At 65.5% G+C, this 26,981-nt stretch carries 16 protein-coding genes and 1 other RNA gene; 11 read left to right on the top strand and 6 right to left on the bottom strand.

The window, feature by feature from the left end:
• Nucleotides 1-57: 57 nt before the first annotated feature.
• From trpD to DLM85_RS01525, 4 genes are all read right to left on the bottom strand, one after another.
• Nucleotides 58-1,053, bottom strand: coding sequence for an anthranilate phosphoribosyltransferase (gene trpD, locus DLM85_RS01540; RefSeq protein ID WP_111476306.1), 996 nt, complete (start codon nt 1,051-1,053; stop codon nt 58-60).
• Between the two features lie 91 nt (nt 1,054-1,144).
• Nucleotides 1,145-1,729: an anthranilate synthase component II gene (locus DLM85_RS01535; protein ID WP_111476305.1), complete on the bottom strand. Its 585-nt coding sequence runs from the start codon at nt 1,727-1,729 to the stop codon at nt 1,145-1,147.
• A gap of 50 nt (nt 1,730-1,779) precedes the next feature.
• Entirely contained in the window at nt 1,780-3,261 is a 1,482-nt protein-coding gene (locus tag DLM85_RS01530; protein ID WP_111476304.1) for an anthranilate synthase component I family protein, read from the bottom strand.
• Nucleotides 3,262-3,745: 484 nt separating this feature from the next.
• Nucleotides 3,746-5,170, bottom strand: a complete 1,425-nt coding sequence (locus DLM85_RS01525) for an alpha/beta hydrolase-fold protein (RefSeq protein WP_111476303.1) — start codon at nt 5,168-5,170, stop codon at nt 3,746-3,748.
• A gap of 369 nt (nt 5,171-5,539) precedes the next feature.
• Between DLM85_RS01525 and DLM85_RS01520 the strand changes: the two genes are divergently transcribed.
• From DLM85_RS01520 to DLM85_RS01510, 3 genes are all read left to right on the top strand, one after another.
• A complete protein-coding gene (locus DLM85_RS01520; RefSeq protein ID WP_111476302.1) occupies nt 5,540-8,548 on the top strand; it encodes a SusC/RagA family TonB-linked outer membrane protein in 3,009 nt (1,002 codons plus the stop codon).
• An 11-nt stretch (nt 8,549-8,559) separates the two neighbouring features.
• The gene (locus tag DLM85_RS01515) at nt 8,560-10,197 is read left to right on the top strand and encodes a RagB/SusD family nutrient uptake outer membrane protein (protein ID WP_111476301.1); all 1,638 of its coding nucleotides are present in this window, start codon (nt 8,560-8,562) and stop codon (nt 10,195-10,197) included.
• 80 nt (nt 10,198-10,277) lie between these two features.
• Complete coding sequence (locus DLM85_RS01510; protein WP_111476300.1) at nt 10,278-11,405, top strand: SusE domain-containing protein; 1,128 nt, start codon at nt 10,278-10,280, stop codon at nt 11,403-11,405.
• A gap of 370 nt (nt 11,406-11,775) precedes the next feature.
• On the opposite strand, the gene DLM85_RS25300 is transcribed toward DLM85_RS01510, so the two are convergent.
• Complete coding sequence (locus DLM85_RS25300) at nt 11,776-12,966, bottom strand: T9SS type A sorting domain-containing protein (RefSeq protein WP_165821970.1); 1,191 nt, start codon at nt 12,964-12,966, stop codon at nt 11,776-11,778.
• A 285-nt stretch (nt 12,967-13,251) separates the two neighbouring features.
• Between DLM85_RS25300 and DLM85_RS01500 the strand changes: the two genes are divergently transcribed.
• Nucleotides 13,252-14,112, top strand: a complete 861-nt coding sequence (locus DLM85_RS01500; protein ID WP_111476298.1) for an N-acetylglucosamine kinase — start codon at nt 13,252-13,254, stop codon at nt 14,110-14,112.
• Between the two features lie 399 nt (nt 14,113-14,511).
• Here DLM85_RS01500 and DLM85_RS01495 read toward each other — a convergent pair whose 3' ends face one another.
• The gene (locus DLM85_RS01495; protein WP_111476297.1) at nt 14,512-17,343 is read right to left on the bottom strand and encodes an alpha-amylase family glycosyl hydrolase; all 2,832 of its coding nucleotides are present in this window, start codon (nt 17,341-17,343) and stop codon (nt 14,512-14,514) included.
• A gap of 178 nt (nt 17,344-17,521) precedes the next feature.
• Here DLM85_RS01495 and DLM85_RS01490 point away from each other — a divergent pair, with 178 nt between their 5' ends.
• The 7 genes from DLM85_RS01490 (at nt 17,522) to DLM85_RS01460 (ending at nt 26,967) form a co-directional block, all read left to right on the top strand.
• Nucleotides 17,522-18,496, top strand: coding sequence for a YfiM family lipoprotein (locus tag DLM85_RS01490; protein ID WP_207890941.1), 975 nt, complete (start codon nt 17,522-17,524; stop codon nt 18,494-18,496).
• Nucleotides 18,497-18,862: 366 nt separating this feature from the next.
• Nucleotides 18,863-19,990, top strand: coding sequence for a Smr/MutS family protein (locus tag DLM85_RS01485; protein ID WP_111476296.1), 1,128 nt, complete (start codon nt 18,863-18,865; stop codon nt 19,988-19,990).
• Nucleotides 19,991-20,187: 197 nt separating this feature from the next.
• The gene (locus DLM85_RS01480; RefSeq protein ID WP_111476295.1) at nt 20,188-22,758 is read left to right on the top strand and encodes a tail fiber domain-containing protein; all 2,571 of its coding nucleotides are present in this window, start codon (nt 20,188-20,190) and stop codon (nt 22,756-22,758) included.
• Between the two features lie 192 nt (nt 22,759-22,950).
• A complete protein-coding gene (locus tag DLM85_RS01475; protein WP_111476294.1) occupies nt 22,951-24,831 on the top strand; it encodes a M1 family metallopeptidase in 1,881 nt (626 codons plus the stop codon).
• Nucleotides 24,832-24,836: 5 nt separating this feature from the next.
• Nucleotides 24,837-25,139, top strand: a complete 303-nt coding sequence (locus tag DLM85_RS01470; protein ID WP_133256834.1) for a MafI2 family immunity protein — start codon at nt 24,837-24,839, stop codon at nt 25,137-25,139.
• A gap of 45 nt (nt 25,140-25,184) precedes the next feature.
• Nucleotides 25,185-25,645: RNase P RNA component class A (gene rnpB, locus DLM85_RS01465), an RNA gene on the top strand.
• A 164-nt stretch (nt 25,646-25,809) separates the two neighbouring features.
• The gene (locus DLM85_RS01460; RefSeq protein WP_111476292.1) at nt 25,810-26,967 is read left to right on the top strand and encodes a sigma-54-dependent transcriptional regulator; all 1,158 of its coding nucleotides are present in this window, start codon (nt 25,810-25,812) and stop codon (nt 26,965-26,967) included.
• Nucleotides 26,968-26,981: the final 14 nt, after the last annotated feature.

Genomic DNA, 26,981 nt, shown 5'->3' with positions numbered 1-26,981 from the left:
GCAGATAGTCGTCCGCGGCTGCCGCGAGCAGACGCGCCCGTGCTGCTCTACCAAGGCTTACTGCGTGTTCAGCAGGCCGATAAAGGCGCGGCGGGCGCGACCAGAATCGAGCGAGTCGTAGGCGGCTTCGAGGGCGTCGGGCAGCGACACCTTGGGATTGATGCAGCGGATGCCGAGGGCGGCGTTGGCGGCCACCACGTCGCACTGGGCGCGGGTGCCTTTGCCGTCGAGCACGTCGCGGAAGATGCGGGCCGAGCCTTCCACCGACTGCCCGCCGGCCAGCTCCTCGGCCTGGCACACCGGCAGGCCGAGGGCTTCGGCCGTGAGCAGTTGCTCGCCCTCGGCCGAGGTGGCAATTTTGGCCTCGCCGGTCAAACTCAGCTCGTCGTAGCCGTCGAGGGCGTGCACCACGGCGTAGCGCGTGCCGGCGTCTTCGAGCAGGTACTGGTAGAGACGCAGCAGCTCCAGGCTGTACACGCCTAGCAGCTGGGCCGCCGGGCGGGCGGGGTTGATGAGCGGGCCGAGCATGTTGAAGAAAGTGCGCACGCCCAGGTCGCGGCGCACCGGGGCCACGCGGCGCATGGCCGGGTGGTAGGCCGGCGCGTGCAAGAAGCAGATGCCGGCCGTGTCGAGCTGCCGGCGCAGGCGGTCGGGGTCGGCGTCGAAGTCGTAGCCAAAGTAAGCCAGCACGTTGCTGGAACCCACCGGCGACGACACGCCGAAGTTGCCGTGCTTGGCCACCTTGTAGCCCGCCCCCGCCACCACGAAGGAGGCCAGGGTGCTGATGTTGAGCGTGGCCTTCCCGTCGCCGCCGGTGCCCACGATGTCGAGCACTTCGTGGGTGCCCAGCAGCGGGTCGCGGCACAGCTCCAGCAGCGCGTCGCGGAAGCCGGCCAGCTCGGGTACGGTAATCGGGCGCATGCGGTAGACGGCCAGCAGGGCCGCCGCTTCCACGTCGGTGACCTCGCCCTCCCCCAGCCGCAGCATCAGCGCGTGCGCCTCCGGGCGGCTCAGGGTGTGGTGGTCGAATAAGGCAGTGAGCAGTTCTTTCATGTCAGGTGGTGAAATGGCGAAGTGGCGAAGTGGCGAGTTTGATGTTGAAGAAGAGTTACATGCGCAAGCGGCGCCTCAACTCACCATTTCATCATCTCACTATTTCACCTTCGAGCCAGTTTTGCAGCAGTTGGTGGCCGTGCTCGGTCAACACCGACTCGGGGTGAAACTGCACCCCGCGCACGTCGTAGCGGCGGTGACGCAGAGCCATTATTTCGCCGCTGGCGTCGTGGGCAGTGGCTTCGAGGCTGGCGGGCAGGGAGCCGGGGCGCACCGCCCAGGAGTGGTAACGCCCCACGTTGAACTGCGCCGGCAGGCCCCGGAACAACCGCTCCTCGGGCACCGTGACGGTGGCCTGGCTGGCCACGCCGTGGTGCACCTCGGTCAGGTTCACCAGCTCGGCGCCGAAGCTTTCGGCAATGCCCTGGTGGCCCAGGCACACGCCCAGAATGCGCTTGGCGGGGGCGTAGCGCTGAATCAGCGCGGGCATCAGGCCGGCCTCCGAGGGAATCCCGGGACCGGGCGACAACAGCACCGCGTCGTAGGCCGCCACCTCATCCAGATCGAGCTGGTCGTTGCGGCGCACGGTCAGCCGGGCGCCGTGGCCCAGCTCGCGCAGCACCTGCACGAGGTTGTAGGTGAAGGAGTCGTAGTTGTCGAAAACGAGAATATTCATCGGATCAGGTACGTTGCAGAAGCGAAGCTGGGGCTCAGGGACGGCGGCAATCAGACGGCCGCAGTGGGAAACGGCGCCCGCTCGCCCAGCTCGGTAGCCACCACTTCTTCGCCGGCGCGGGCGGCCTGCCTGAGCGCCTGCCGCAGCGCGCCCAGCTTGTGGTGCACCTCGTTGAGTTCGGCTTCCAGGTCGGACTTGGCCACCACGCCCGCGCCGGCCTGGTAGTAGAGCGTGCCGCCCACGCTCACGAACGAGCGGATGAAAATGGCGTGGTTGAAGCTGCCGTCGAAGCCCAGGTGGCCCAGGCAGCCGCCGTAGAGGCCACGGGTGGAGGGCTCCAGCGCGTCGATCAGCTGCATGGCCCGCACCTTGGGCGCCCCCGAGAGCGTGCCGGCCGGGAAGGTATCGGCCGCCACCTGCAGCGAGTCGGTGCCCGGGGCCAGCGTGGCCTGCACGTGGCTGACGAGGTGGATGACGTGCGAGTAGTACTGGATTTCGCGGAAGCGGCGCACCGTCACCGTTTCGGCGTGGCGGGCCAGGTCGTTGCGGGCCAAATCCACCAGCATCACGTGCTCGGCGTTTTCCTTGGGGTCGGCGGCCAGCTTTTCGGCCAGGGCAGCATCCTCGGCGTCGTGGCCGGTGCGGCGGAAAGTGCCGGCAATGGGAAAGATGCTGGCTTCGCCGTGGGCCACCCGCAGCTGCGGCTCGGGCGAGGAGCCCAGCAGGCGGTAGCTGCCGTAGTCGAAGTAAAAGAGGTAGGGCGAGGGGTTGATGGCCCGCAGGGCGCGATACACCTGAAACTCGTCGCCGCGGAAGCGCTGCTGAAAGCGCCGCGAGAGGACAATCTGAAACACGTCGCCGCGCAGGCAGTGGCGCTGCCCCTGGGCCAGCACCTGCCGGAACTCGTCGTCGGTCTGGTTGGTGGCCTCCTCCCCTTCCAGCGCGAAGCTGAACGAGGGCCGCACCGGGCTGCGCACCACGCTCAGCAGGCGCTGCAGGGCCGCGTCGTCGGGCTCCTGCCCCTCGGGCGTGTGCTCAAACACGTGCAGCTCCTGGCGGTAGTGGTTCAGGGCCAGCACGTAGCGGTAGAGGCCGTAGCGCGCGTCGGGTAGCTGATAGGGCGCGGGCTTGCTGGCGTCGAAGGTCACGTCCTCGCAGTACGGGGCGGCGCCGTAGCCCATGAAGCCGAACAGCCCTCCGCTGATAAAAGGCTGCCCGCTGTCGGGGGCCGAAAAGCGGCCGGCGAACTGACGCAGGCAGTCCAGGGCCTCGTGGCGCGGATCGGCCAGGGTGCGGCGCTGCTCCCGGCCGCCGGGCAGGCGCTCCAGCAGCTCGGCGCCGCGCAGCTCGAAGCGGGCCAGCTCGTCGAGGGCCAGGTAGGAAAACGCGTTCTGCTGGGCGTGGTAGTCGGAGCTTTCCAGCAGCAGGCAGCCGGGGTACTGGTCGCGCAGCCGCAAATACAGCCCCACGGGCGTGACGGTGTCGGCGGGCAGGCGCAGGTGACGGGTGCGCAGGGTGATGGTAGGCGGCATAGGAAGGCGGAAATGAATACGGAGCGGCGGCGCTGAAAAGCAACAAGCCCGGCTGGCGGGCCGGGCTTGCACTGCTAAGCATTCAAGGGTAGCAGGGTCAACTGCTCCGAATTACGCTGCGCACGCAGAGGACTGGTCCCGACCGGCAAAACGGCTGGGCCACCACCAAAGCGGCAGATGCATGTTCGAAGCGAGTGTCATGGTGAGTGAATGGTTGACGCTGCAAAAGTACCGTAGCCGGGCCGCAGAAGCCAAATCCAAATCAAATTATTTTAACCAAACGGCTAAAATTTTAACAATTCGCAAAATAGCTCCCCAAATCATTGCCTGCTTCTAAAATCCCCCGACGAACACCCGTTCGTTTTGCGGATCTGCTAACGTCGGCCGCCGGAAAAAGCAATGCCGGGCCCCGCTGCAGCTGCAGCGGGGCCCGGCATTGCTTTTTCCGGCGGCCAGTGGCCTTCCGCGCCGCATCAGCCGCCAACTATTCCTTCACGAAAGGCTGGCTGAGGGTAGTTTTGTCGCCCTGCAGCCGCGCCACGTACTGGCCGCGGCGCAGCCCGGCCACGTTCACGGCCTCGGTTGCCTGGCGCAGGGTGCGGCGCAGCACCACCCGGCCGGCCGAGTCCAGAATTTCCAGCCGGCCACGCTGCCAGCCGGCGGGCAGCTGCACCGTGAGCACGTGCGCGGCCGGGTTCGGAAACAGCTGGAACGCGGCCGCGCCCGCCGCCGCCCGCGCGGCCGTGGTGGTGCCGGGGCGATACAGCCACTGGTAAGCGGCCGGGAACTCGCGGCGCCAGAACCACTCGGCGTGCTGCCCGTCGGCCAGCGAGAGGGTAGTGAGGTCCGAGGCGGCGTAGCCGGCGCGCTGCAGCGAGTCGCGCACGGCCTGCATCAAGGGCACCATGGTCTGGCTTTCCTGGGTGCCGGCCACGAAGTAGAAGCGCGTGGGCTGGGCGGCGGTGGCGCGGTGCTGGTGCAGGTAGGCCTTCAGCGGGGCTTCGGCAAACCAGAACGCGGGCGAGAAAATGGCTGCCCGCCCGAACACGCCCGGGTGTTTCAGCGCCGCGTACAGCGAAATCAGCCCGCCCATGCTGCTGCCGCCGATGCCGGTGTTCAGGCGGTCGGGCAGGGTGCGGTACTGCTGGTCGATGTAGGGCTTGAGCGTCTGCACCAGGAACTCCACGTACTGGTCGCCCTGCCCGCCGCCGTACTGCGGGTTGTTCCAGGGCGAATACTCGTTGAGGCGCTGCGCCCCGTCGTTGTCGACGGCCACCACGATGCAGCCGGTGGGGTCCTGCCCGCTCTGCTGCAAGGCGGCCAGGGCCTCGTCCACGCCCCACTCGCCCGAAAAGCTGGTGCACTGGTCGAACACGTTCTGCCCGTCGTGCATATACAGCACGGGGTAGCGCCGGGTGCCGCTGCTGGCGTAGCCGGCGGGCAGATACACCCACACGCGGCGGGTGCGCCCGAGCTGCGGCATGGCAAAGGCCGTGTTGATTACCTGCACGTTGGGCTGCAGGGCCGTCGACTGGCAAGGCGCCGAGCCGCCCAGGTCCTTCCAGTTCACCACCTGCAGGTTCACCGTGACGGCGGCCCCGGTGGCGGTGTAGCGGCGGTTGCCGATGTCCTGGTTTTGCGCGTCGGACTCGACGGCGGCCCAGCTGCCGCGGGTGAACTTGAACTCCAGCGCCCCCGTGACCGAGGCCGGCAGCGTGACGGTGTAGCTGCCGTCGGGCTGCGCCGTCAGGGCGTGGGCGGCGCTGCCGGGGCTCCAGTTATTGAACGAGCCCGCTACGTAGAGCGTGGCGCCGACGGGCGTGCTGGCGGGCACGCTGGTCAGCCGAAAAGTGGTTTGGGCCCGGGCGCTTCCCGCGACCAAGGCCAGCAAGACAAAAAAAAGACGCATATAATCGAGGTTGTTACAGCGCAAAAGTGATAGAAACCAGCGAAATTTGCCTACCGATTGAGTTCGGTGATTAAACGCTCACTCACATTCGCTGCGCAATCGTTTGGAGGCTTCTTTTCTCGTCTCGGCTGATTATCAACAGCATGGCACCCCGGCCGAAGGTCTGATCTGCAAAAAATCAGGGCCTTTTGCTGGTTTTCTTCGTTGTATTTGCCGAAATCAAAACTTTAACTTGCGCAGTTTATTAATGCCAACTGGCTGATGACTGCCGATTTTGGGCGCTACCGGAAACGTTGGCGCCGCGCATTCGGCGGCCGGAGCCACCCTCCCCAAGCCCTGCCATTTTCCCACAACCCTTTTCATGTCATCATGAAGCACTCGTACCTGCCGAAACTCTGGTTTCTGCTATTTTTTCTCATTTGCTGCACGCTGAGCGCCGCCGCCCAGACCGGGGCCGTGAGCGGACGCGTACTCGACGAGAAGCAGCAGCCCCTGCCGGGCGTTACTGTCATCATCGAAGGGACGCAGCTGGGCAGCTCGACTAATGCCGAAGGGCAGTACCTGATCCAGAACGTGCCGGCCGGGCCGCGCACCGTGGTGGCCTCGTTCGTGGGCTTCTCCACCCAGCGCATTCCCGTTACCGTCACGGCCGGCCAGACGGCCAGCGTTACCAACATTGCCCTGGGCGAAAACACCACCCTGCTCAACGAAGCGGTGGTTGTGGGCTACGGCACCACCCGCCGCCAGGACCTGACCGGCTCGGTTGAGCAAATCTCCGAGAAGCAGTTCGTGAAGGGCCAGGTGACCAACCCCGAGCAACTGGTGCAGGGCAAAGTGGCCGGGGTGCAGATCACCACCACCAGCGGCCAGCCCGGCGCGGCCTCGCAGATCCGCATCCGCGGCGGCTCCTCGCTGTCGGCCTCCAACGACCCGCTTATCGTTATCGACGGGGTGCCCGTGGACAACGGCACGCTGCGGGGCGCGTCCAACCCGCTCACCCTCATCAACCCGAACGACATCGAGAGCATCACGGTGCTCAAGGATGCTTCGGCCACCGCCATCTACGGTTCGCGCGCCTCCAACGGCGTACTGCTGATAACCACCAAGCGCGGCGTGGCCGGCGAGAAGCTGCGCGTGAACGTAACGAGCCAGCACTCCATCGCCACCCCGGTGAAGTACGTGGATGTGCTCGACGGCGACGAGTACCGCGCCCTGGTTAACGCCCGCGGCAGCGCCCTCTCCAAATCCCTGCTGGGCACGGCCAACACCAACTGGCAGAAGGAAATCTTCCGCACCGCCTACACCAACGACAACACGGCCAGCGTCACCGGCTCGATGGGCAAGGTACCCTACCGCGTATCGGGCGGCTACCTGGGCCAGCAGGGCCTGCTGATCAACAACGACCTGAAGCGCTTCACCGGCTCGGTGGGCCTCACGCCCGTGCTGCTCGACGGCAAGCTGCGCGTGGACATGAACGTGAAGGGTTCGTGGATCGACAACAACTTCTCCGACCAGGGCGCCGTGGGCGGGGCCGTATTCTTCGACCCGACCCAGTCGGTGCGCTCCAGCGAGGCCCAGTTTGCCCCCTACGGCGGCTACTTCCAGTTTCTGCAGCCCAACGGCGAGCTGGTGGCCCTGGCCCCGCGCAACCCGGTAGGCCTGGTCAACCAGCGCCGCGACCGGAGCACCGTGAAGCGCAGCATCGGCAACATTCAGCTTGATTACCAGCTGCCCTTCCTGAAGGGCCTGAGCGCCAACGTCAACGCCGGCTACGACATTCAGCGCGGCCGCGGCACCACCTTCGTGCCCACCGACGCCGCGGCCGACTTCAACCGCGGCGGCCGCAACAACAACTACGGCCAGGACCGCGACAACCTGCTGCTGGAAACCTTCGGCAAGTACAACCGCGAGTTCGGCGCCACCCGCCTCGAGCTGCTGGCCGGCTACTCCTGGCAGCAGTTCAAGAACACGGAGTACAACTACCCCGAGTTCCGCGCCAACCGCACCGTGTTCCAGCGCGCCGTGGCCGCCTACAACGGCGACTCCACGATCCGGCAGCAGTACAACCTGCTTTCGTTCTACGGCCGCGCCAACCTGAACTTCAGCGGCAAGTACCTCTTCACCGCCACGTTCCGCGCCGACGGCTCCTCGCGCTTCCCCACCGACAACAAGTTCGGCTACTTCCCCTCGGCCGCCTTCGCGTGGCGCCTCAAGGACGAGGGCTTCCTGAAGGATAACTCGACGGTATCGGACCTGAAGCTGCGCGTGGGCGTGGGCCAGACCGGCCAGCAGGACATCGGCGGTTTCTACGACTACCTGCCCCGCTACCAGTTGAGCACCACCACCGCCCAGTACCAGTTCGGCGACCAGTTCCTGCGCACGCTGCGCAGCTCGGGCTACAACGGCCAGCTGAAGTGGGAAACCACTACCACCTACAACGCCGGTCTGGACTTCGGCTTCTTCGGCGGCCGCTTCTACGGCTCGGTCGACGTGTACCAGCGCGACACCAAGGACCTGCTGAGCTTTACGCAGGTAGCAGCCCTGGTGAACCTGACCAACGAGCTGAACCTGAACGTGGGCAAGCTGCAGAACCGCGGCCTTGAAATTCAGGCCAACGTGGACGCCGTGCAGAGCGAGCGGTTCAACCTCTCGGTGAATGCCAACGCGGCCTTCAACCGCAACGAAATCAAGAACCTGACCAGCGTGAGCAACGCCAACTCGGTGGGCAACCTGGTGGGCGGCATCTCGGGCGGCGTGGGCAACACGGTGCAGATCAACTCGGTAGGCTTCCCCGCCCAGTCGTTCTACGTGTACCAGCAAGTGTACGACCAGCAAACCGGCCGCCCGCTGCAGGGCGTGGTGGTCGACCGCAACGGCGACGGCGTCATCAACGGCTCGGACCGCTACCAGTACAAGTCGCCCCGCCCGCAGGCCTCGCTGGGCTTCGGCTCGAACATGAACTACGGCAAGGCTTCGCTGGCCTTCACCTTCCGCTCGCAGCTCGGCAACTACGTGTACAACAACGTGCGTTCGGGCGCGAACTTCTCGTCGAACTCGCTGAACTACCTCTACAACGTGACGCCGGAAATCAACGCCTCCGGGTTCACCGCCGGCACCGACCAGGTGCTGCTCTCGGACTACTTCCTGGAGAACGGCTCGTTCCTGCGCCTGGAGAACGTGACGCTGGGCTACAACTTCGGTTCGCTGGCCGGTGAAAACACGAACTTCGGGGTTTCCTTCGCTGTTCAGAATGCGTTCCTTATCACCAACTACAGCGGCCTCGACCCGGAAGCCGTGCGCGACGGCAACCTCGGCATCGATAACGTGGTGTACCCGCGTGCCCGCACCTTCACCCTTGGTCTGAACCTCGGCTTCTAATTCCCACACTGATGAAAAATAAATTCACGCGGACTTTGGGAGCCCTGGCCATGGTGGCCCTGCTGCTCCCCGCTGTTTCTTCCTGCATCGGCGACCTGGACCAGACGCCGGAATTCGACGCCGTGCCGGACGTGGTCTACCGCGACCCGGCCCAGGTGAAGCAGGTACTGGCCCGTCTGTACGCGACCCTGGCCGTGAGCGGCCAACAGGGCCCGGCCGGCCAGCCCGACATTACGGGCATTGACGAAGGCTTCTCCAACTACCTGCGCCAGTACTGGATGGCCCAGGAACTGCCCACCGACGAGGCCATCATTGCCTGGAACGACGGCAACCTGCCCGACTACAACAAGCTTACGTGGAACGCCAACAACAACTTTGTGCGGGCCATGTACGACCGGATTTTCTACCAGATTGCGCTCTGCAACGAGTTTATCCGCCAGACCACCGATGCCCGGATGACCGAGCGCGGGCTGTCGGACGCTGACAAGGCGACCATCCGCGTCTACCGCGCCGAGGCCCGCTTCCTGCGCGCCCTGAGCTACTGGCACGCCATCGACATGTTCGGCAACGTGCCCTTCGCCGACGAAACGGCCGCCGTGGGCGGCGACCTGCCCCAGCAGCGCAGCCGCGCCGAGGTGTTCACCTTTATCGAGACCGAGCTGAAAGCCATCGAGGGCGACCTGATGGCTCCCCGGGCCGAGTACGCCCGCGCCGACAAGGGCGCCTGCTGGACGCTGCTCACCAAGCTGTACCTGAACGCGCAGGTGTACACCGGCACGCCCCGCTACAACGAGGCCGTGTTCTACGCCAACGAGGTATTGACCAAGGGCGGCTACTCGCTCTCCCCGGCCTACCGCAACCTGTTCCGCACCGACAACAACCGCTCGGCCGCGCGCAACGAAATCATCTTCCCGGTGACGTCGGACGGGCGCAACACGAAAACCTACGGCGGCATGACCTTCCTGGTCCACGCCCCGGTGGGCGGCGCCCTCGATGTGTTTGCCGCTGACTCCTTCGGCATTGCCGGCGGCTGGGGTGGCATCCGCGCCAAGTCGACCCTGGTAGACAAGTTCGACGGCGGCGCTAACAGCTCCGACCGCCGCGCCATGTTCTTCACCACCGGCCAGTCGCGCGACATCACCGACATCTTCACCTTCAGCCAGGGCTACCTGATGACCAAGTACCGCAACATCTCCTCGACGGGGGTGCAGGGCTCGGACGCGAAGGTGAACGGCGGCGAAGGCAACTTCATCGACACGGACTTCCCGATGTTCCGCCTCGCCGATGTGGAGCTGATGTACGTGGAGGCGGTGCTGCGCGGCGGCACCGGCGGTACCACGGGCCAGGCCCTCAACTACCTGAACGACATCCGGCGCCGGGCCGGGGCCACGCAGCTGGCCGCGCTGCCCGCCGGGGCGCAGGGCCTGCAGACCGTGCTCGACGAGCGCGCCCGGGAACTGTACTGGGAAGGGCACCGTCGGACGGACCTGATCCGCTTCGGCCTCTTCACCAGCGGCACCTACGTGTGGCCCTTCAAGGGCGGCGCGACGGCCGGGCAGGGCGTGGCGGCACGCTTCAACCTGTTCCCCATCCCGACGACGGACCTGGTGGCTAACCCCAACCTGCAGCAAAACGACCCGGGTTACTAGAACCTTTTGGCGGTCGGCCTTCGTTACGCGGGGGCCGACCGGCCTGGTTTCTCTCCACGTTTTTTCCCACTCATTCCCATATGAAAAACAGCTTCTTCAAGCTCGTGAGCCTGGGTTCCCTGCTCGTTGTTTTCGCCGCCTGCGAGAAGGACGAGGTCAAGGTGACTTCCGACATCACGAACACGCCGACGCTGGCCGCGGCCAGCAGCCTGCCGGCCAATGGCGTGCTGACCAGCGCCAACGCCGCTCGCCCGGGCATCATCTACTCCTGGACGCCCCTCTCCTTCAATACGTCGGCCACCACCATCATTCCGGTGACCTACTCGCTGGAAGTGGCCAAGAGCGGCAGCAACTTCGCCAACTCGACTACCGTCGACCTGGGGACGAACACCACCCGCGACACCCTGACCGTCGGCGAAATCAACTCCGCCCTGATCCGCGCCGGCCTTACGCCGGAGGTGGTGGGCCAGGCTGAGGTTCGGCTGCGGGCTGCTTATGCCAACAACATGAGCATCGTGATGAGCACCAACGCCCTCTCGATTTCGGCCACGCCGTACTCGCGCGAGCTGTACACGTTCGGCGCGCTGGGCGCGCTGAGCAGCGGCTCGGCTTTCGTGCGCGAAACCACGCCCCGCAAGTACGATGGCTACATCTACGTGCCGGCCGCGCCGAACAACACCTTTAAGTTCTCGAACACCTCGTCCACCTCGGGTACGGTGACGGGCGTTGCTTCGCTGGCCCCCCCGACTACGTCGAGCACGGACGTGGTGACGGTGAACGGCGTGATGGGCGCGGCCGGCTCCGGCAACGACATCACCCTGCCCGGCGGGCGCGTGTACCGCATCGAGCTGGACCTGAACACCGGCGTCAATACCTTCAAGGCCACGTCGGTGGTGTGGGGTATCGTCGGCTCGGCTACGACCAACGATGGGGCTGGCTGGAGCGCCTCGAAACAGATGACCTACAACGTCACGACCAAGAAGTGGGAAGGCACGTTTGACCTGCCCGGCACCGGCACGAACAACGAGTATAAATTCCGCGCCAACAACGACTGGGCCATCAACTTCGGCGATTCGCCGAGCTCAGCCCCCGACGGTGTCCTCGACTACAGCGGGGACAACATCAAGCTGGTCAGCCCGGGCACTGGTTACAAGGTGTCGCTGGACCTGAACGACGCCGGCAACTACAAGTATTCGGTGTCGCGCTAAGCGCAACGCCCCCGAGCCTACAAGCCCCGCCACCCTGTGGCGGGGCTTTTTTTGGCCCCTGGCCGCCCGTTCGAGCGGCCGCGTCGTCGTCCAGCAAGGGCTCGGCGGCGGTCCTGACGGCACAGCCACATGCCGGGCGGCTGCGCTGCGGCCGGCGCAGCCGCTTGCAAACGCCTACAGACCCCGGGCAGCGGCGGCAGGGTCCTCCCCTGCCACCGGCCGCTGCGGGCATTGACGCGGCCCGGCCGCCGCCTCAAACTACACCGGGGCGCGGCCACGCTTCTGCCAAGGCCGCGGGCGGAACTGTGGGCGCACAAAAAAGCCTCCCGGGTCGAACCCGGGAGGCTTTTGCATCGGTAGCGCGAACGGCTTACAGCAGGGTCACCTTGTGGGTGGCGACCTGCTCGCCCACCCGCACTTTCACGAGGTAGGTGCCGGCGGCTACGTTGCCGGAGTTCAGCTTCTGGCTTTGCACGCCCACGCTCTGCGAGCCGGCAAACACCGTGCTCACGCGGCGGCCCATCAGGTCCGTCAGCTCGATGTTGACGGGCTGCTGGGCGTTCTGCACGCGGTACGACACGGTGGCCTCGCCCTGCACCGGGTTGGGGTACACGCTCAGGGCCACGGCCTCGGCGGCGGCGCGGTTGCCGGTTACCGTCAGCGAGGTGGTCGTTACGTTCAGCACGCCGGCCTGGGTGCCGGGCACGTTGGCGAAGTTCACGCCGTTGGTGCCGCCGGCCGGGCCCAGGTTGGGCAGCGGGTAGCCCGTCGAAGCCGGAATCGGGGCGTTGTTCTGCGGGATGAAGTCGCTGGAGAGGTAGTCACCGCCGGCGTTGTTCTGCAGGGCGAAGATGCGCACCGTGCCGCCCGCCGCGGGCATGCCGATGGCCGTACGGCTAACGGCAATTTCCAGCCCGTTGCTCGGCGCGTTGCCGTTGCTGGCAAAGCCGGGGTTGGTCGACAGAGCGCTGCTGCTGGTGTAAGCGACCTGCGCGCCGACGAACGGAGCCAGGTTGCCGCCGGCGTTGGCGGCCGTCACGGTGCCGGCCGTGCCGTTGGTGGCCAGCGGGGTGGTGCCCGTCAGGGTGCCGCCCGTAGCGGCCGTGGCGGAGGTGTACACCACGCCGTCAACATGCACCTGGTTGGCCGTGCCCGTGCCTCGGATGCCGATGGCCATGTCGGGGGCAAAGTCCAGCTTGAACGTCGAGCCGGCGAAGGAGCCCGTGCCGGCCGGCAGCGAGGTGCCCACCGGCACGCCCGTGGTGGTACCGGGACGGTCGATGTAAAGCTGCAGGGAGTTGCTCACGCCGCCAGCGCCGTTTTCCAGCGTGCCGGCGAGAAAGAAGTAAACGTTGTTGGCGTCGGAGGCGGCGTAAAGAGCCAGCAGGCCAGCGTCGCCGAAGCCGCGCGTGTTGGTGAAACGGCCTACCAGCTGGTAGCCGCTGGTGGTTACTTCCGTGGCCGCCAGTTGCCCGTTGACAGTAATCGGGGCCTGTGCTTGGGCGCCAAGGCCCATCGTAGCCAGTGCGCCGGTTGCAAGCAGGGTAGAGATGTACTTCATGTGAGTAGTGTGAAGTGAGGTGGGAAATGTTGAAAATGCAGTAATGACGCAGGAAAGATGTTAAATATTACGCAAAAATGCCCCATTTAAGTTGCGCGTTTTTTTCACCAAAAGCTGCATTATTCCTAACTCATTGACCGCCGTGTGTAAAGGCTCACTTACGGGCTTGAAAAAACCCGACCTGGAAATGCGGAATCCGCGCCAACTTCCGCGCCGGCCCGTAACTTAGCCGCCCCGTGCCGCCCCGGTGTCGCGGATATGTCTTACCGCAACCTCTCCCTTTCTATGATCCTGATTGCCGACGGCGGCTCCACCAAGACCAGCTGGTGCCAACTTGATCTGGCCGACCCGCAGCAGCGCGTGCACTTCAACACGGAAGGCTACAACCCCTACTTCATCGACACGGCCGGCATCGTGGCGTCGCTGGATGCCAGCCTGCCCGACACGCTGAACCGGCAGGCGGTGCGCGAAGTGAGCTACTACGGCGCGGGCTGCTCCACCGAGCACAATGTGGCCATCGTGGAGCAGGCCATGCGCCAGGTGTTTCCGCTGGCCAACATCTTCGTCGGCCACGACCTGCTGGCTTCGGCCCGGGCGCTGCTGGGCAACAAGCCGGGCTTCGCGGCCATCCTCGGCACGGGCACCAACTCCGCCATCTACGACGGCAAGGACATTACCCACAACATCGACTCGCTGGGCTACTTCCTGGGCGACGAGGGCTCGGGCTCCTGGATCGGCAAGCGTCTGCTGCGCGACTACATGCGCGACCTGCTGCCCGACGGCCTGCAGGAGGCCTTCCGCGAGCAGTACGGCCTGGAAAACGAGCAGATCTTCGACCGCGTCTACAACCAGCCGCTGCCCAACCGCTTCCTGGCCTCGTTCAGCAAGTTTGCCTACGACCACAACAACGTAAGCTACTGCCGCGACATCGTGGTCGAGGGCTTCGAGGCCTTCTTCCAGAACCTGGTGATTCAGTACCCGGGCTACCAGAACTACTCGTTCAACTGCGTGGGCTCGGTGGGCTACAACTTCCGCGACGCGCTGGCCCAGGTGGCCCGCTCGCACGGCATGGAAGTGGGCAAGATCATCCGCTCCCCCATCGATTCGCTGGTGGACTACCACGTGGAAATGGCCGCGGCGGAGTAGCAGGCTACAATAATTACCGAAGGGGCGGCGCGTGTATACGCGTCGCCCCTTCGGCTTGTACGCATTGCCCGTCCGCTCGTGGCTACAGCCACGTTGGCAGAAGGCCGGAGGTGATACGTTAGGAGTTGCAGCGCAGCGGCATGGAACGGGTGCCGGGACGTCAGCTCTTGGATTGACGGCAGCAACTTCCGCAAGGCCGCTGCGCTGCTGCTCAGCCCGCCATAATTTAACGCGCAGGTTCTACCAATATGGTGCCGCGCGGCGGCGGGCAAGGACCACCGCCGACGTCTTCTTCAGCCTACCAAGCACGAAACAGCCCGCCCCGAGCAATTTGGGGCGGGCTGTTTCGTGTTTCACCACAAGGACCGGACAGCAATCATTCGGTCATTCAGTCATTGGCTAGGGCTGCACCACGAGGCGGGTGGTGGCGCTGGCCGCCCCGGCCTGCACGTTCACCAGGTACAGCCCGGCGGCCAGGCCGTCGAGGGTCAGCGGCACTTCCACGGCAGCCCCGGCCGGGCGGGCGGGCAGCTGCACGCGGCGCACCTCGCGGCCGATAACGTTGCGCACGCTCACCGTGACGGGCGAGGCCGAGGGCAGCGTCAGGCGCACGGTGGCGCGGGCGGCGGCGGGGTTCGGGGCCACGCTCAGGCCGAGGGCCGCGACCTGCTGGGCGGCTTTCGAGGCCAGCACCGTGGCCGGGCGGCGCACGCGGCTGGTGGTGTAGACGCGGTATTCGCCGGGCTGCAGCGTCAGTTGGGCATTCACGTTCGTCACGCTGATGCTGTCACCGGAGAGGTAGTTGTACCACTTACCGGTTTGCTGGAAGGCCGGGTCGATGGTGAGGCTGTTCACGTCGAAGTTGCCGATTACGGTCACCTTCTGGGCCGCGTCGCTGAGGTGAATCGACTTGGCGGCCCCGGCCAGCGACTGGGAGTAGCTGGTGGGGTTGTCGAACACGGGCTGGCTTTTCTTCAGGGCGATAAGCGAGCTGTACACGTCGTAAAGCTTGCGGCGGGCGGGCTCCTGGTAGTAGTTCCAGCGGATGGGCTTGTTGCCTACGCGGCCGTTGAAGTCGATGCTCACGTCGTAGCCCACTTCGCCGAACTGCCAGATCATTTTCGGGCCGGGCACGGTGAAGAAGAAGGCCGCGGCGGCTTCGCTGCGTGCCAGGGCCACGGGCAGGCTCTGCGTGTTGTGGTTGGGGTTCGACTGGTTGCCGTAGGTGAGGTTCTTAAACACCTGCCGCTCCTCGTCGTGGCTTTCCATGTAGGTCACCAGGCCGGGCTGCGACCAGCCGCGGCCGCCGTTGCCGCTGCCGTAGTAGCCCCAGCTGAGGTTGGAGGTGCTCACCCAACCCATGGTGGCCTCGGCGTAGTTGTGGTTCAGGTTGCCCCACAGCATCATGCCGGCGTTGGCCAGCACAGTTTCCTCCGAGTTGTCGGCAAAGTGCTCCAGGATAACGTACGCGTTCGGATCAACCGTTTTGATGTAGTTGTTGTAGTCGGTCCAGATGTTGACGCGCGACTGGTCGTACTGGCCCCACTGGCCCACGTTCGAGCCGGAGTTGACCTGGGTGAAGCCCTTCGAGAGGTCGAAGCGGTAGCCGTCCATGTGGTACTCCTGCAGCCAGTACTCCATCACGCGCTTGCAGTAGTTGCGGGTGAGGGTGCTTTCGTGGTTGAAGTCGTAGCCCACGTTGAAGGGGTGGGTGGGCGTGACGTTAAACCAGGGCGAGGCCGCGGTTACGTTGCCGTTGGAGAAGTACAGCTGCACCATCGGGTTCTGGCCGAAGGCGTGGTTGAGCACCATGTCCAGAATCACGGCCATGCCGCGGGCGTGGGCCGCGTCGACAAAGCGCTTCAGCTCGTTTTTCGGGCCGTAGTACTTGTCGGGGGCCATGTGGAACGAGGGGTTGTAGCCCCACGATTCGTTGCCCTCAAACTCACCCACCGGCATCAGCTCGATGGCATTCACGCCGAGGCGCTGCAGGTAGCCCAGCGTGTCGATGAGCGTCTGGTAGTCGTGGCGGGCAATGAAGTCGCGCAGCAGCAGCTCGTACACCACCAGCTTGGTCTTGGCCGGCTTCTGGAAGTTGGTCACCTGCCAGGTATAGCCCGGGGCGTTGGTTTGCAGCACCGACACGATGCCGGTGGTGCGGCCCGTGGGGTAGGCCTTCAGGTTGGGGTAGGTGACGGTCGGAATGTACTGGTCGTTGTTCGGGTCGAGCACCTTCTCGGCGTAGGGGTCGGCCACGCGCAGGTCGCCGTCGACCAGGTACTGGAAGGCGTACTCCTGGCCGGCGGTCAGGCCGTTGAGCTGCACCCACCACTGGTTGCCGTCGGGGGTCTTGTTCATGTAGCCGGCCGTGGTCGGCTGCCAGTTGTTGAACTCGCCGATGGCGTACACGAACTGCTTGCTCGGGGCCGTCAGCACCAGCACGGCGGAGGTGCCGCCGGCCAGGTAGTTGATGCCGTCGCGCATGCCGGTGGGCAGGGCGGCGGTGGTCACGGCCGGGCGCACGTACACAATGGCCGAGTCGGACACGGCGGTGGTGCCCTGAGTGGCGGTCAGGCGGATGACGTTGCGGCCGGCCTGGGTCGGGGTCACGCTGCCGGTGAAGGCGGTGGCGTTGGTTTGCTGGCTGATCTGCGTGCCGTTGAGGCGCAGGGTGAGCGTGGCGGCCTGCGAGGCCGTGCCGGTCACGTTCACGGTGGCGCCCGCGCTGATGAAGGTCGGGTTCTGGCCCGTGGTCGGGGCGGTAATGCGCACGGCCAGGGCGCTGGTCTGGGCCACGTCGACGAAGATGTCGCCGCCGCCGGTGGCGCGGCCGACCTGCGTGCCGGCGGCGTTGCGGAACACCATGGCCAGCTTCAGAATCTGTTCGGCGGCGGGCACGTTGAACCAGGCGCGCACGCTCGGGGTGATGCTCAGCGTGTAGGTGTTGGTGCCGGTGCGCGTCAGTTGCACCGACGGATCAGCGACGTTGAAGTTGGTGAACTTCACGTATTTCCAGTCCGAGGGCGAGGTGCTCAGGTTGGTGATGACGCCGATGTGGGCGTACACGTCGCCGGCGAAGTTGTTGAGCCCTTGGTTGCCCTGCGCGGCGTCGAAGGTCAGCGTCACCGCGTCGGCGGCGGTGAAGAACGGGGGGTTGGTGGTTACCACCTGCGCCCGCGCCACGCCGGTCAGCGCCAGCAGCAGCACCGTCAGGAGTCGAAGTGCTTTCATTTAATGAGTGGGAATGGTTAGGGAAAAATCGTTTTCGAGAGCAACGCGCCCCGACCCGGTGCTTGTTCCGCTGCGCTCGAATTAAGCGTTTCGAGCGTTTTTGCGTACTTTTCGGGCTATGGCGGCTCTAAGTTACTCCGGTTTTTATTTGTGTGGTTTATTAATGTTGTTTAATGGATTGAGTACTCACTCAGCCGCGGCTCAAAGCGGCACCCCAGCCCTGGACTCAGCGCAGTCATCGACGCCCGCCCGGCCCGATACCGAGGCGCTGCGGGGGCGCCTGGGCCACCCGGTGCGGGCAGCTCGCCGGCCGTTGCGCCTGCCGCCCGTGCCGCCCGACTCCACCGTGCCCCGTTACCGCCTGCCGCTGGTCATCGGCACCTTCGCGGCGGGCTACGCCGGCACCTACTCGGCCCTGGCCGCGGGCTGGTACACCGGCCCGCGCAGCTCGTTTCACTGGTTCAACGACCTGCCCGAGTGGAAGCAGCTCGACAAAGCCGGGCATTTCTGGGGTGCTTTTCACGAAAGCCGGGGCGCGGTGGATCTGCTGCGCTGGGCCGGTCTGCCCGCCCGCAAAGCCCTGTGGTACGGCGGCTTCGTGGGCTTCCTGCTGCAGAGCCCCATCGAGTACTTCGACGGGCGCGACCCGGCCTACGGCGCCTCGGCCACCGACCTGGCGGCCAACTTCCTGGGCTCGGCGGGCCTGATCGGGCAGCAGCTGGCCTGGGGCGAAGTGCGCCTGATGCCCAAGGTGTCGTTTCACCGCACCCGCTACGCCGCCTACCGGCCCAACGTGCTCGGTAAAAGCTTTGGGGAGCGGCTATTGAAGGACTACAACGGGCAGACCTACTGGCTGTGCGCCGACGTGGGTGCCTTTCTGCCCCAGGGCAGCCGCTGGCCGCGCTGGCTGCAGCCGGCCTTGGGCTACGGCGCCCAGCAGATGGTGTACAACGATGCGGCCACCAACCGCGCCGCCGGCCTCGACAGCTACCGGCAGTACTACCTCTCCTTCGACCTCGACCTGCGCCGCATCCCAACGCGCAGCAAGGCCCTGCGCACGGTGTTCTACGTGGCCAGCATCTTTCACCTGCCCGCCCCCGCATTGGAACTGAACCGCAAGCGCGGGCTGGTGCTGCACGGGCTGTATTACTAAAGCGTCCGGCAACGGCCCCCGGGGCCGTTGCCGGAAGTGCTCGGCGCGGGCGCTCTGCCTGCCGCCGGGCCGTGTGGACCGCAAGCCGCAAGCCCGTCGTGCCGGGCGCCGCGCAGCCGGACCGCTCAACGGGCGAAGCGCTTAGCCGGGCTGCTGCTGCCCGCTCCCTTCCAGCGTGCGGCGCCTTGCCGTGGGGGTGGTAATGGCGGCCGCCCGGGCGGCAATGCCCCGAGCGACCTGCCCCGAGCAGCGGCCCAGGCAACATTCCCGATTCTCTGCCGACCTTTACCCCCTTGCCTGGCGCCGCGGCGGCACTTTTTCAGCCCCAATCAGCGTATGCAAGGACCACTCACCCACGCAACTACTATGAATATCGGAGACCGTGTGCGCCTCATGTCGGGCCGCGAAGAAGGCATCGTTACCCGCATCCTCGACCAAAACCTGGTGGAAGTGACCATCGACGACTTCCCGGTGCCGGTGCTGCGCTCGGAGCTGGTGCTGGTGGCCGCGGAAGAGTTTAAGGCCTTCGGCGGCAGCGAGCTGGCCCCTTCGCAGGTAGCGCAGGCCCGCCCGCTCAAGCCCGGTAAGCCCGCTCCCAAAGCCGCCGCGCCCACCACTACCACCACGCCCAGCGGCAGCACCAGCACGCCCGCCAAAGCCGTCCCCGCCCCGCCCGCGCCCAAGGGCCTGTACCTGGCCCTGGTGCAGCAGACCTCGGAGCTGCTGGTGGCCCACCTCATTAATAATACCGACGCCGACGTGCTCTTCACCTTCGGGGAGGAGCGCGGCGGGCAGTACCGGGCCCTGGCCGCCGACAAGCTGGCCCCCAAAACCGTGAGCCAGCCCCTGGGCCACCGCCACCTCAAGGACTTCGACCAGTGGGCCACCGCCGTGGTGCAGCTGCTGCCCTCCCAGCTGAACGCGCCCACGCTCTACGACACGCTGCTCAAGCGCGTCTCGTTCAAGGCCAGCTCGTTCTACTCCTCGCGCCGCGAGGCCCCGGTTATCAAGCGCGAGGCCTACCTGTTTCAGCTCGACGAGAAGCCGGTGGCCCCCATTGCCGTGCCCCTCACCGACGAGGCCCCCAAGCCCGCCCCCGCCGTGGACCCCACGAAGCTGCGCGACCAGATTGCCGATAAGCTGCGCGGCGACGCCAAAACCGTGGTGCCCGCCCCCAAGCAGGAGCCGGCCAAGGCCATCGTGCCCCCGCCCCACGAGGTGGACCTGCACCTGGAAGCCCTGCAGCCCGAAGGCGGCATCGAGGGCCTGAGCAATACGGCCGTGCTGGAGCTGCAAACCGCCGCTTTCGAGGACGCTCTGAGCCGCGCTCTGGCCACCAACATGCACGAAATCGTGTTCATCCACGGCGTGGGCAACGGCACGCTGCGCAAGGAGCTGCACAAGCGCCTGAGCCGCAACCGGGACATCAAGTTCTTCGAGGAGGCGCGCAAGGAGAAGTTCGGCTACGGCGCCACGCTGGTGCGGCTGAAGTAGGCCCACGCCCCACCAGGCTGGTTTACAAGCCCGGCCTGGTGGCCTCAGACGGGCAGCGGGCCAGGTATACCGGGCGGAGCCGCTCATCACATCATCATGTGGTGGCGCGGCGGCGGCGGAAACGGGACCTTTAGTTATGGCGGCGCGACGCCGTTGCCATAACTGGTCCTGGCTTTCATTTCCGCTCCCCGCCCTCTATGAACCACACCTACTCGCTTACCCGGCGTGGCCTGCTGCCGGCCGTTCTGCTGTTGGCTTTGCTGCTGGGGGGGGCCGCCCCGGCTGCCAGCGCCCAGGGTGTGGGCCTGGGCACCACTACCCCCGATGCCTCGGCCGCCCTTGACATCGTCAGTTCCGGTAAAGGCGTGCTTGTGCCCCGCCTGACGGCCGCTCAGCGGGCGGCTATCGGGCAGCCGGCCCCCGGCCTGCTGGTGTACCAAACCGACGCCCCGAGTGGCTTCTACTACAATGCCGGTACCGCTGCCTCCCCTAGTTGGCAGCAGCTCAACCCCGTGGGCGGCGCGGGCGACAACCTGGGTAGCCACGCGGCCACCCAGGCGCTGAACCTCCAGAGCCAGGCGCTGGTGGGCAGCGGCGCCAGCCTGCCAGCGGGCACCGTGGGCGTAGGCGTGCGCGCCGATGGCGGCCTAAACCTGGGGCAGCACACGGCTGGCAACGGCGTGGTGCTGGGCTTCGAAGCCGGGCAGGCCCTGACTGGGCTGAGCCTGGGCAACACCTTCGCCGGCTACCAGGCTGGCCGGGTCACCACCGGCGACAACAACGTGTTCGTGGGGTACCGCAGCGGCCTAGTCACCACCACTGGTGCGGAAAATGTATTCACCGGGGCGCGGGCCGGCCTGGCCAACACCGCTGGCAGCTATAACGTGTTTGCCGGCTCACAGGCTGGCGAGGCCAATACCACCGGCAACAGCAACGTGTTCACGGGCTATTTGGCCGGTCTGGTGAACACCACCGGCAGCAGCAACACCTTTGCCGGACGCGGCAGCGGCCTGAACAACACCACGGGCACGGGCAACGTGTTCGTAGGCTTCCAAGCGGGCTCAGGTAACACCACCGGCGACCGTAACGTCTTCACCGGGGCCGTCACCGGGCAGGATAACACCACCGGCTACGGCAACGTGTTCACGGGCTACCAGGCCGGGCAGTTCAACACCACCGGGTACGGCAACGTGTTTACGGGCTACCTGGCCGGGCAGGCCAACACCACCGGCATCCGCAACGTGTTCATGGGCACCAGCAGCGGGCCGGCCAACACCACCGGCGACTACAACGTGTTTACGGGCTACCGCAGCGGCTTCAGCAACACCACGGCCACGGGCAACACGTTCACCGGCGCCTTCAGCGGCCAGGCCACCACCACCGGCGCCGACAACGTGTTTACGGGCTACGAAGCGGGGCGGGCGAATACGACCGGTGGCAACAACGTGTTTGTGGGCTACCAGAGCGGGCGGACCAACACCACCGGAGGCTTCAACGTGATGGTGGGCACGCGCGCCGGCGAAGCCACCACCACCGGGGGTTTCAACGTGTTTACGGGCTACGAGGCCGGGCAGGCGAATACGACCGGCACCAGCAACGTGTTTACGGGCTACCTGGCCGGGCAGGACAACACCACCGGCATCCGCAACGTGTTTACGGGCACCAGCAGCGGGCAGGCCAACACCACCGGCGACTACAACGTGTTTGCGGGCTACCGCAGCGGCTTCAGCAACACCGCGGCCACGGGCAACACGTTCACCGGCGCCTTCAGCGGCCAGGCCACCACCACCGGCACCGACAACGTGTTCACGGGTTACCGCAGCGGCTTCGGCAATACCACCGGCGCCCGCAATGTATTTAGCGGGGTGGAGAGTGGCTACGAGAATACCGACGGGAACAGTAACGTGTTCATTGGGCACAGGAGCGGCCACGGCAACGATAACGGCAGTGATAATACGTTCATCGGCCGCGCCAGCGGGAGCATTAATATTGCCGGCCATCTGAACGCGTTTACGGGCTCTTTAAGCGGCCTCAACAACGTTTCCGGGGACGGCAATGCGTTTTATGGCGCCAACAGCGGCCTCAATAATACGACGGGCGACAACAACACGGCGCTGGGCCTGAGCAGCGGCCCCTCCACCGGGAGCTTGACCAACACCACGGCCCTGGGTTACGCCGCCACCGTATCGACCAGCAACACCATCCAGCTGGGCAACAGCGCGGTGACGACCCTGCGCTGCCAGGTGGGCCTGACGGTGACTTCCGACGCGCGCTTCAAGCGCCAGGTGCGGGCCGACGTGCCGGGCCTGGCCTTTATCCAACGCCTGCGCCCGGTCAGCTACCACCTCGACGCGGCCGCGCAAACGGCTTTCCAGCACGGTGCCCCCCCGCCCGCCGCCGACCCGGCCGCAGCCGGCCCGCGGCGCACCGGCTTTCTGGCCCAGGAAGTGGCGGCGGCGGCGGCGGCCGTGGGCTACACCTTCGACGGGGTGCATCAGCCGGCCCACGCCCGCGACATCTACGGCCTGAACTACGGCCAGTTCGTGGTGCCGCTGGTGCAGGCCGTGCAGGAGCAGCAGGCGCTGATTGAGCAGCTGCAGGCCCGCAACCAAACCCTGGAAGCCCGCGCCGCTCAGGCCCAGGCCTCCGCCGAGGCGCTAGCCGCCCAGGCCCAGGCCGACCACGCCCTCCTGCGGCAGCTTCAGGAGCAGGTAGCCGGTTTGCTGCAGCAGGCCGCCGCCGCCGCTCCCCAGGCCCGGGCCCGGTAGCGGCGGCAGAGCGGCGGCCGGGCTCAGCGTCTGCGGCCTTCCTTGGCGGGGATATTTAGGGGCTAGCGCGGGGCCATACTTCCGCAGGGCCTACTTTTGCCGGTGGCCCGCTACCGCAGAGCAGCCGGCTACCGTGAGGTAGTACCCCACGGTAGCCGGCTGCCTTTTTCTTGCCTACCGGTAGTATTATTCATGCGCGCACTGCTTTTCGCCCTTCTCACCCTCAGCCCACTCGCCTCTTTCGCCCAGCAAGCCGCCCCGGCGCCCCCGCTGCCCGTGCCGCGCAACCTGCAGGCCACCTACACCAAGGGCACCCGCAGCCCCGACGGCCAGCCCGGCCCGAACTACTGGCAGAACACGGCTGACTACGTTATCAAGGTCAACTTCGACCCCGCCACGCGGCTGGTGAAGGGCACCGTCGACATCAGCTACCAGAACAACAGCCCCGACGAGCTGCCGCGGCTGCTGCTCAAGCTCTACCCGAACCTGTATCAGAAGGGGGCACCCCGCGCCGGCCGCATGAGCCCGGAGGACATCAACGAGGGCGTGAAAATCGAGCAGCTGACGGTGAACGGGCAGGCGGTGGACGTGGCGAAGCTGCGCATTCAGGCCACCAATATGTCGGTGCCGCTGCCGCAGCCGCTGGCCACCAAGCAGGCGGTGAAGCTGTCCGTTGCGTACGCGTATACGCTCAACAAAGGCTCCCACATGCGCACCGGCGAGGTGGAGCCGGGCGCCGATTTCGTGGCCTACTTCTTCCCCCGCGTGGCCGTCTACGACGACATCGACGGCTGGAACGAGTTCGGCTACAACGGCCAGCAGGAGTTCTACAACGACTTCTGCTCCTTCAAAGCCGACGTGACCGTGCCCCGGGACTTCCTTGTGTGGGCCACCGGCGACCTGACCAACGCCGAGCAGGTGCTGACCAAGCCTTACCTAAAGCGCCTGCGCGAGGCGGAGAAAAAGGACGGCTACCAGACCATCGTCAGCGCCCAGGAAGCCCAGCGCCGCGGCATCACCGCCCCGAATGCGCAGAACACCTGGCACTTCGAGGCCCAGGACGTGACGGATTTCGCCTTTGCCACGTCGGATCATTACGTGTGGCAGGCCACCAGCCTGGTGGTCGACCCCAAGACCAAGCGCCGCACCCGGGTGGATGCCGTGTACAACCCCAAGCACAAGGATTTCGAGGAGGTGGTGCAGTTCGGGCGCAAAACGGTGGAAGCCATGAGCTACACCTTCCCCCGGTGGCCCTTCCCCTACCCGCACATCACCGTGTTCGACGGGCTGGACCAGATGGAGTACCCAATGATGGTCAACGACAACCCGGTGGAAACCCGCGAGGATGCCATTACCCTCACCGACCACGAAATCTTCCACACGATGTTTCCCTTCTACATGGGCACCAACGAGACGAAATACGGCTGGATGGACGAGGGCTGGGCCACCATCGGCGAGTGGCTGATTTCGAGCATCATCGACCCCAAGCTGCAGGACGACTACGGCATTGCGCCCTACGCCGGTATGGCCGCCACCGAAATCGACCTGCCCATCACCACCCTCAGCACCCAGCAGACCGACCGGGCCTTTTTCCTCAACTCCTACCCCAAGCCCGGCCTGGGCTACCTCTACGTGAAGGACATGCTCGGCGACGAGCTGTTCACCAAGGCCCTGCACCACTACATTCAGACCTGGCACGGCAAGCACCCGATGCCCTTCGACTTCTTCAACTCGATGAACGCGGGCGCCGGCCGCAACCTGAACTGGTTCTGGCAGCGCTGGTTTTTCGACGGCGGCTACCCCGACCTCAGCATCCAGAGCGTCACCAAGCAAGGCGCCGGCCACGACATCGTAGTCGAAGCCAAAGGCACGAAGCCCGTCCCCGTCGACCTCACCGTCACCTACGCCGACGGCTCGACCCAGCAGGCCCACCGCTCGGTGGCCGTCTGGGAAACCGGCGCCCGCAGCGTCACTGTCACCATCCCCGGCGACAAACCGGTGAAGCAAGTGAAGCTGGGCAGCACCCTGGTGCCCGACAGCTACCCGCAGGACAACGTGTGGACGGGGAAGTAATCGGTATGAAGCTAATTGATTGGTATGAGTTGAGAGCTTCTGTACAGCGGGCCTTGCTGTTCAACATCCGTCCTTCTGTAGTATGTATTTCAATCCTCTTGTCTGACAGCAATGAGTTCTTTATGTGCTTTCAGTTCGACAAGGAGCCAACCCAGGATGACATCGATATGTGCAGCGAAGCAGCGGGCGAAGTGAGCGGCGACTTTGTACACATGAAATCCCACAATGTCTCTTTTATAAGCTCAAATCCGGTTTATTGCAAACAAGGGCACTACCCAACTTTGGTCTACGCCAGAGCCGAATATTAGCTTGAACGGGAACGAAGGCAATACATTCCCTACCTTTGCCCGCAAGTGATGCGCCGCCCCACCGCTGCGCCCGCAAGGGCGGAGAGGAAAGTCCGGGCAACGCAGAGCACCCTGCTTCCTAACGGGAAGGACGGCGGCTGGGAACGGCCGCCGGACAGCCAGTGCCACAGAAAACTACCGCCGGGCGGTGAAATGGTGATTGGTGAACTAGTGAGTCAATCGTCCAACGACACTCACCATTTCACAATTTCACCATCTCACCTTCCGGTAAGGGTGAAAAGGTGCGGTAAGAGCGCACCAGCGGGCGGGTGACCGTCCGGCTGGGTAAACCTCAGGGGTTGAAAGGCCAAATAGGCCGGCACGCCAGGCCGCAAGGCTTGGCAACGGGCGGCTCGTCCGGTCGGCGGGTAGGCTGATGGAGCCCGCGCGCGAGTTCGGGCCTAGATAAATGGTGGGGCCGCTCCTTCGGGGGCGGACAGAACCCGGCTTACAGGCGCATCACCTAACTTCAGATCGGCCGTCGTTGCAACCCGCAGCGGCGGCCGGTTCGTTTATCAGCGTAGAGACGCATATTTGCGTCTCGTCGCTGAACGACCAGGTTGGGGCCTTCCCAACGTCAGCCACGAGTGAGACGCAACTATGCGTCTCTACCATCCACTCCTCCTGCCCTATGCCCCGCATCCTCATCATCGACGACGAAAAAGCCATCCGCTACACGCTCAAGGAAATCCTGGAGTTTGAAAGCTACACCGTCGACCAGGCCGAAGACGGGCCCGCCGGCCTCGACATGCTCATCAAGGACAAGTACGACGTGGTGCTCTGCGACGTAAAAATGCCCAAGATGGACGGCCTCGAAGTGCTGGAGCGCGCCCAGAAGATTGCGCCCGACACGGCCTTTATCATGGTGTCGGCCCACGGCAACATCGAAATGGCCGTCGACGCCACCAAGAAGGGCGCCTTCGACTTCATTCCCAAGCCGCCCGACCTGAACCGCCTGCTCGTCACCGTGCGCAACGCCCTGGACCGCACCAAGCTGGTGACGGAAACCAAGACGCTCAAGAAGAAGATTGCCAAAAGCTCGGAAATGGTGGGCACCTCGGCGGCCCTGCAAACGGTGCGCACCGCCATCGAAAAGGTAGCTCCTACGGATGCCCGCGTGCTGGTCACCGGCCCCAACGGCGCCGGCAAGGAAATGGTGGCCCGGCAGATTCACGAGCTGAGCAACCGCGCAGGCGGCCCGCTGGTGGAGGTGAACTGCGCCGCCATCCCGTCGGAGCTGATTGAGTCGGAGCTGTTCGGCCACGAGAAAGGCTCGTTTACCTCCGCCGTGAAGCAGCGCATCGGCAAGTTCGAGCAGGCCGACGGCGGCACCCTGTTCCTGGACGAAATCGGCGACATGAGCCTCTCGGCCCAGGCCAAAGTGCTGCGCGCCCTGCAGGAAAACAAGATTACCCGCGTGGGCGGCGAAAAGGAAATCAGCGTGAACGTGCGCGTGGTGGCCGCCACCAACAAGAACCTGCTCCAGGAAATTGCCGACCGCAACTTCCGCGAAGACCTCTACCACCGCCTCTCGGTTATCCTCATCCAGGTGCCCGCCCTCAACGACCGCCGCGACGATATTCCCGCGCTGGTAGAGAAGTTCCTGGCCGATATCGGCAACGACTACGGCACCAAGCCCAAGAAAATGAGCCCCGAAGGCATGGCCTACTTGCAACGCCTCGACTGGCGCGGCAACATCCGCGAGCTGCGCAACGTGGTGGAGCGCCTCGTCATCATGGGCGGCGACCCGATAACCGAGGACGACGCCCGCAGCTACGCCGGTAAGTAGGAGTTTGGGGCTCG

This window comes from Hymenobacter edaphi, assembly GCF_003258365.1.
In the GTDB taxonomy this organism is placed as follows: Bacteria; Bacteroidota; Bacteroidia; order Cytophagales; family Hymenobacteraceae; genus Solirubrum; species Solirubrum edaphi.
The sequence above is the reverse complement of the archived record's forward strand: the minus strand, read 5'-3'. Positions and strand labels throughout refer to the sequence as shown.

What these genes read in the sequence shown, in the direction of transcription:
- DLM85_RS25300 (WP_165821970.1), bottom strand. Translation starts at nt 12,966, where the DNA reads ATGAAGTACATCTCTACCCTGCTTGCAACCGGCGCACTGGCTACGATG.
- DLM85_RS01525 (WP_111476303.1), bottom strand. Translation starts at nt 5,170, where the DNA reads ATGCGTCTTTTTTTTGTCTTGCTGGCCTTGGTCGCGGGAAGCGCCCGG.
- DLM85_RS01495 (WP_111476297.1), bottom strand. Translation starts at nt 17,343, where the DNA reads ATGAAAGCACTTCGACTCCTGACGGTGCTGCTGCTGGCGCTGACCGGC.
- DLM85_RS01500 (WP_111476298.1), top strand. Translation starts at nt 13,252, where the DNA reads ATGATCCTGATTGCCGACGGCGGCTCCACCAAGACCAGCTGGTGCCAA.
- DLM85_RS01520 (WP_111476302.1), top strand. Translation starts at nt 5,540, where the DNA reads ATGAAGCACTCGTACCTGCCGAAACTCTGGTTTCTGCTATTTTTTCTC.
- DLM85_RS01470 (WP_133256834.1), top strand. Translation starts at nt 24,837, where the DNA reads ATGAAGCTAATTGATTGGTATGAGTTGAGAGCTTCTGTACAGCGGGCC.
- DLM85_RS01460 (WP_111476292.1), top strand. Translation starts at nt 25,810, where the DNA reads ATGCCCCGCATCCTCATCATCGACGACGAAAAAGCCATCCGCTACACG.
- DLM85_RS01510 (WP_111476300.1), top strand. Translation starts at nt 10,278, where the DNA reads ATGAAAAACAGCTTCTTCAAGCTCGTGAGCCTGGGTTCCCTGCTCGTT.
- DLM85_RS01485 (WP_111476296.1), top strand. Translation starts at nt 18,863, where the DNA reads ATGAATATCGGAGACCGTGTGCGCCTCATGTCGGGCCGCGAAGAAGGC.
- DLM85_RS01530 (WP_111476304.1), bottom strand. Translation starts at nt 3,261, where the DNA reads ATGCCGCCTACCATCACCCTGCGCACCCGTCACCTGCGCCTGCCCGCC.
- DLM85_RS01535 (WP_111476305.1), bottom strand. Translation starts at nt 1,729, where the DNA reads ATGAATATTCTCGTTTTCGACAACTACGACTCCTTCACCTACAACCTC.
- DLM85_RS01475 (WP_111476294.1), top strand. Translation starts at nt 22,951, where the DNA reads ATGCGCGCACTGCTTTTCGCCCTTCTCACCCTCAGCCCACTCGCCTCT.
- DLM85_RS01515 (WP_111476301.1), top strand. Translation starts at nt 8,560, where the DNA reads ATGAAAAATAAATTCACGCGGACTTTGGGAGCCCTGGCCATGGTGGCC.
- trpD (WP_111476306.1), bottom strand. Translation starts at nt 1,053, where the DNA reads ATGAAAGAACTGCTCACTGCCTTATTCGACCACCACACCCTGAGCCGC.
- DLM85_RS01480 (WP_111476295.1), top strand. Translation starts at nt 20,188, where the DNA reads ATGAACCACACCTACTCGCTTACCCGGCGTGGCCTGCTGCCGGCCGTT.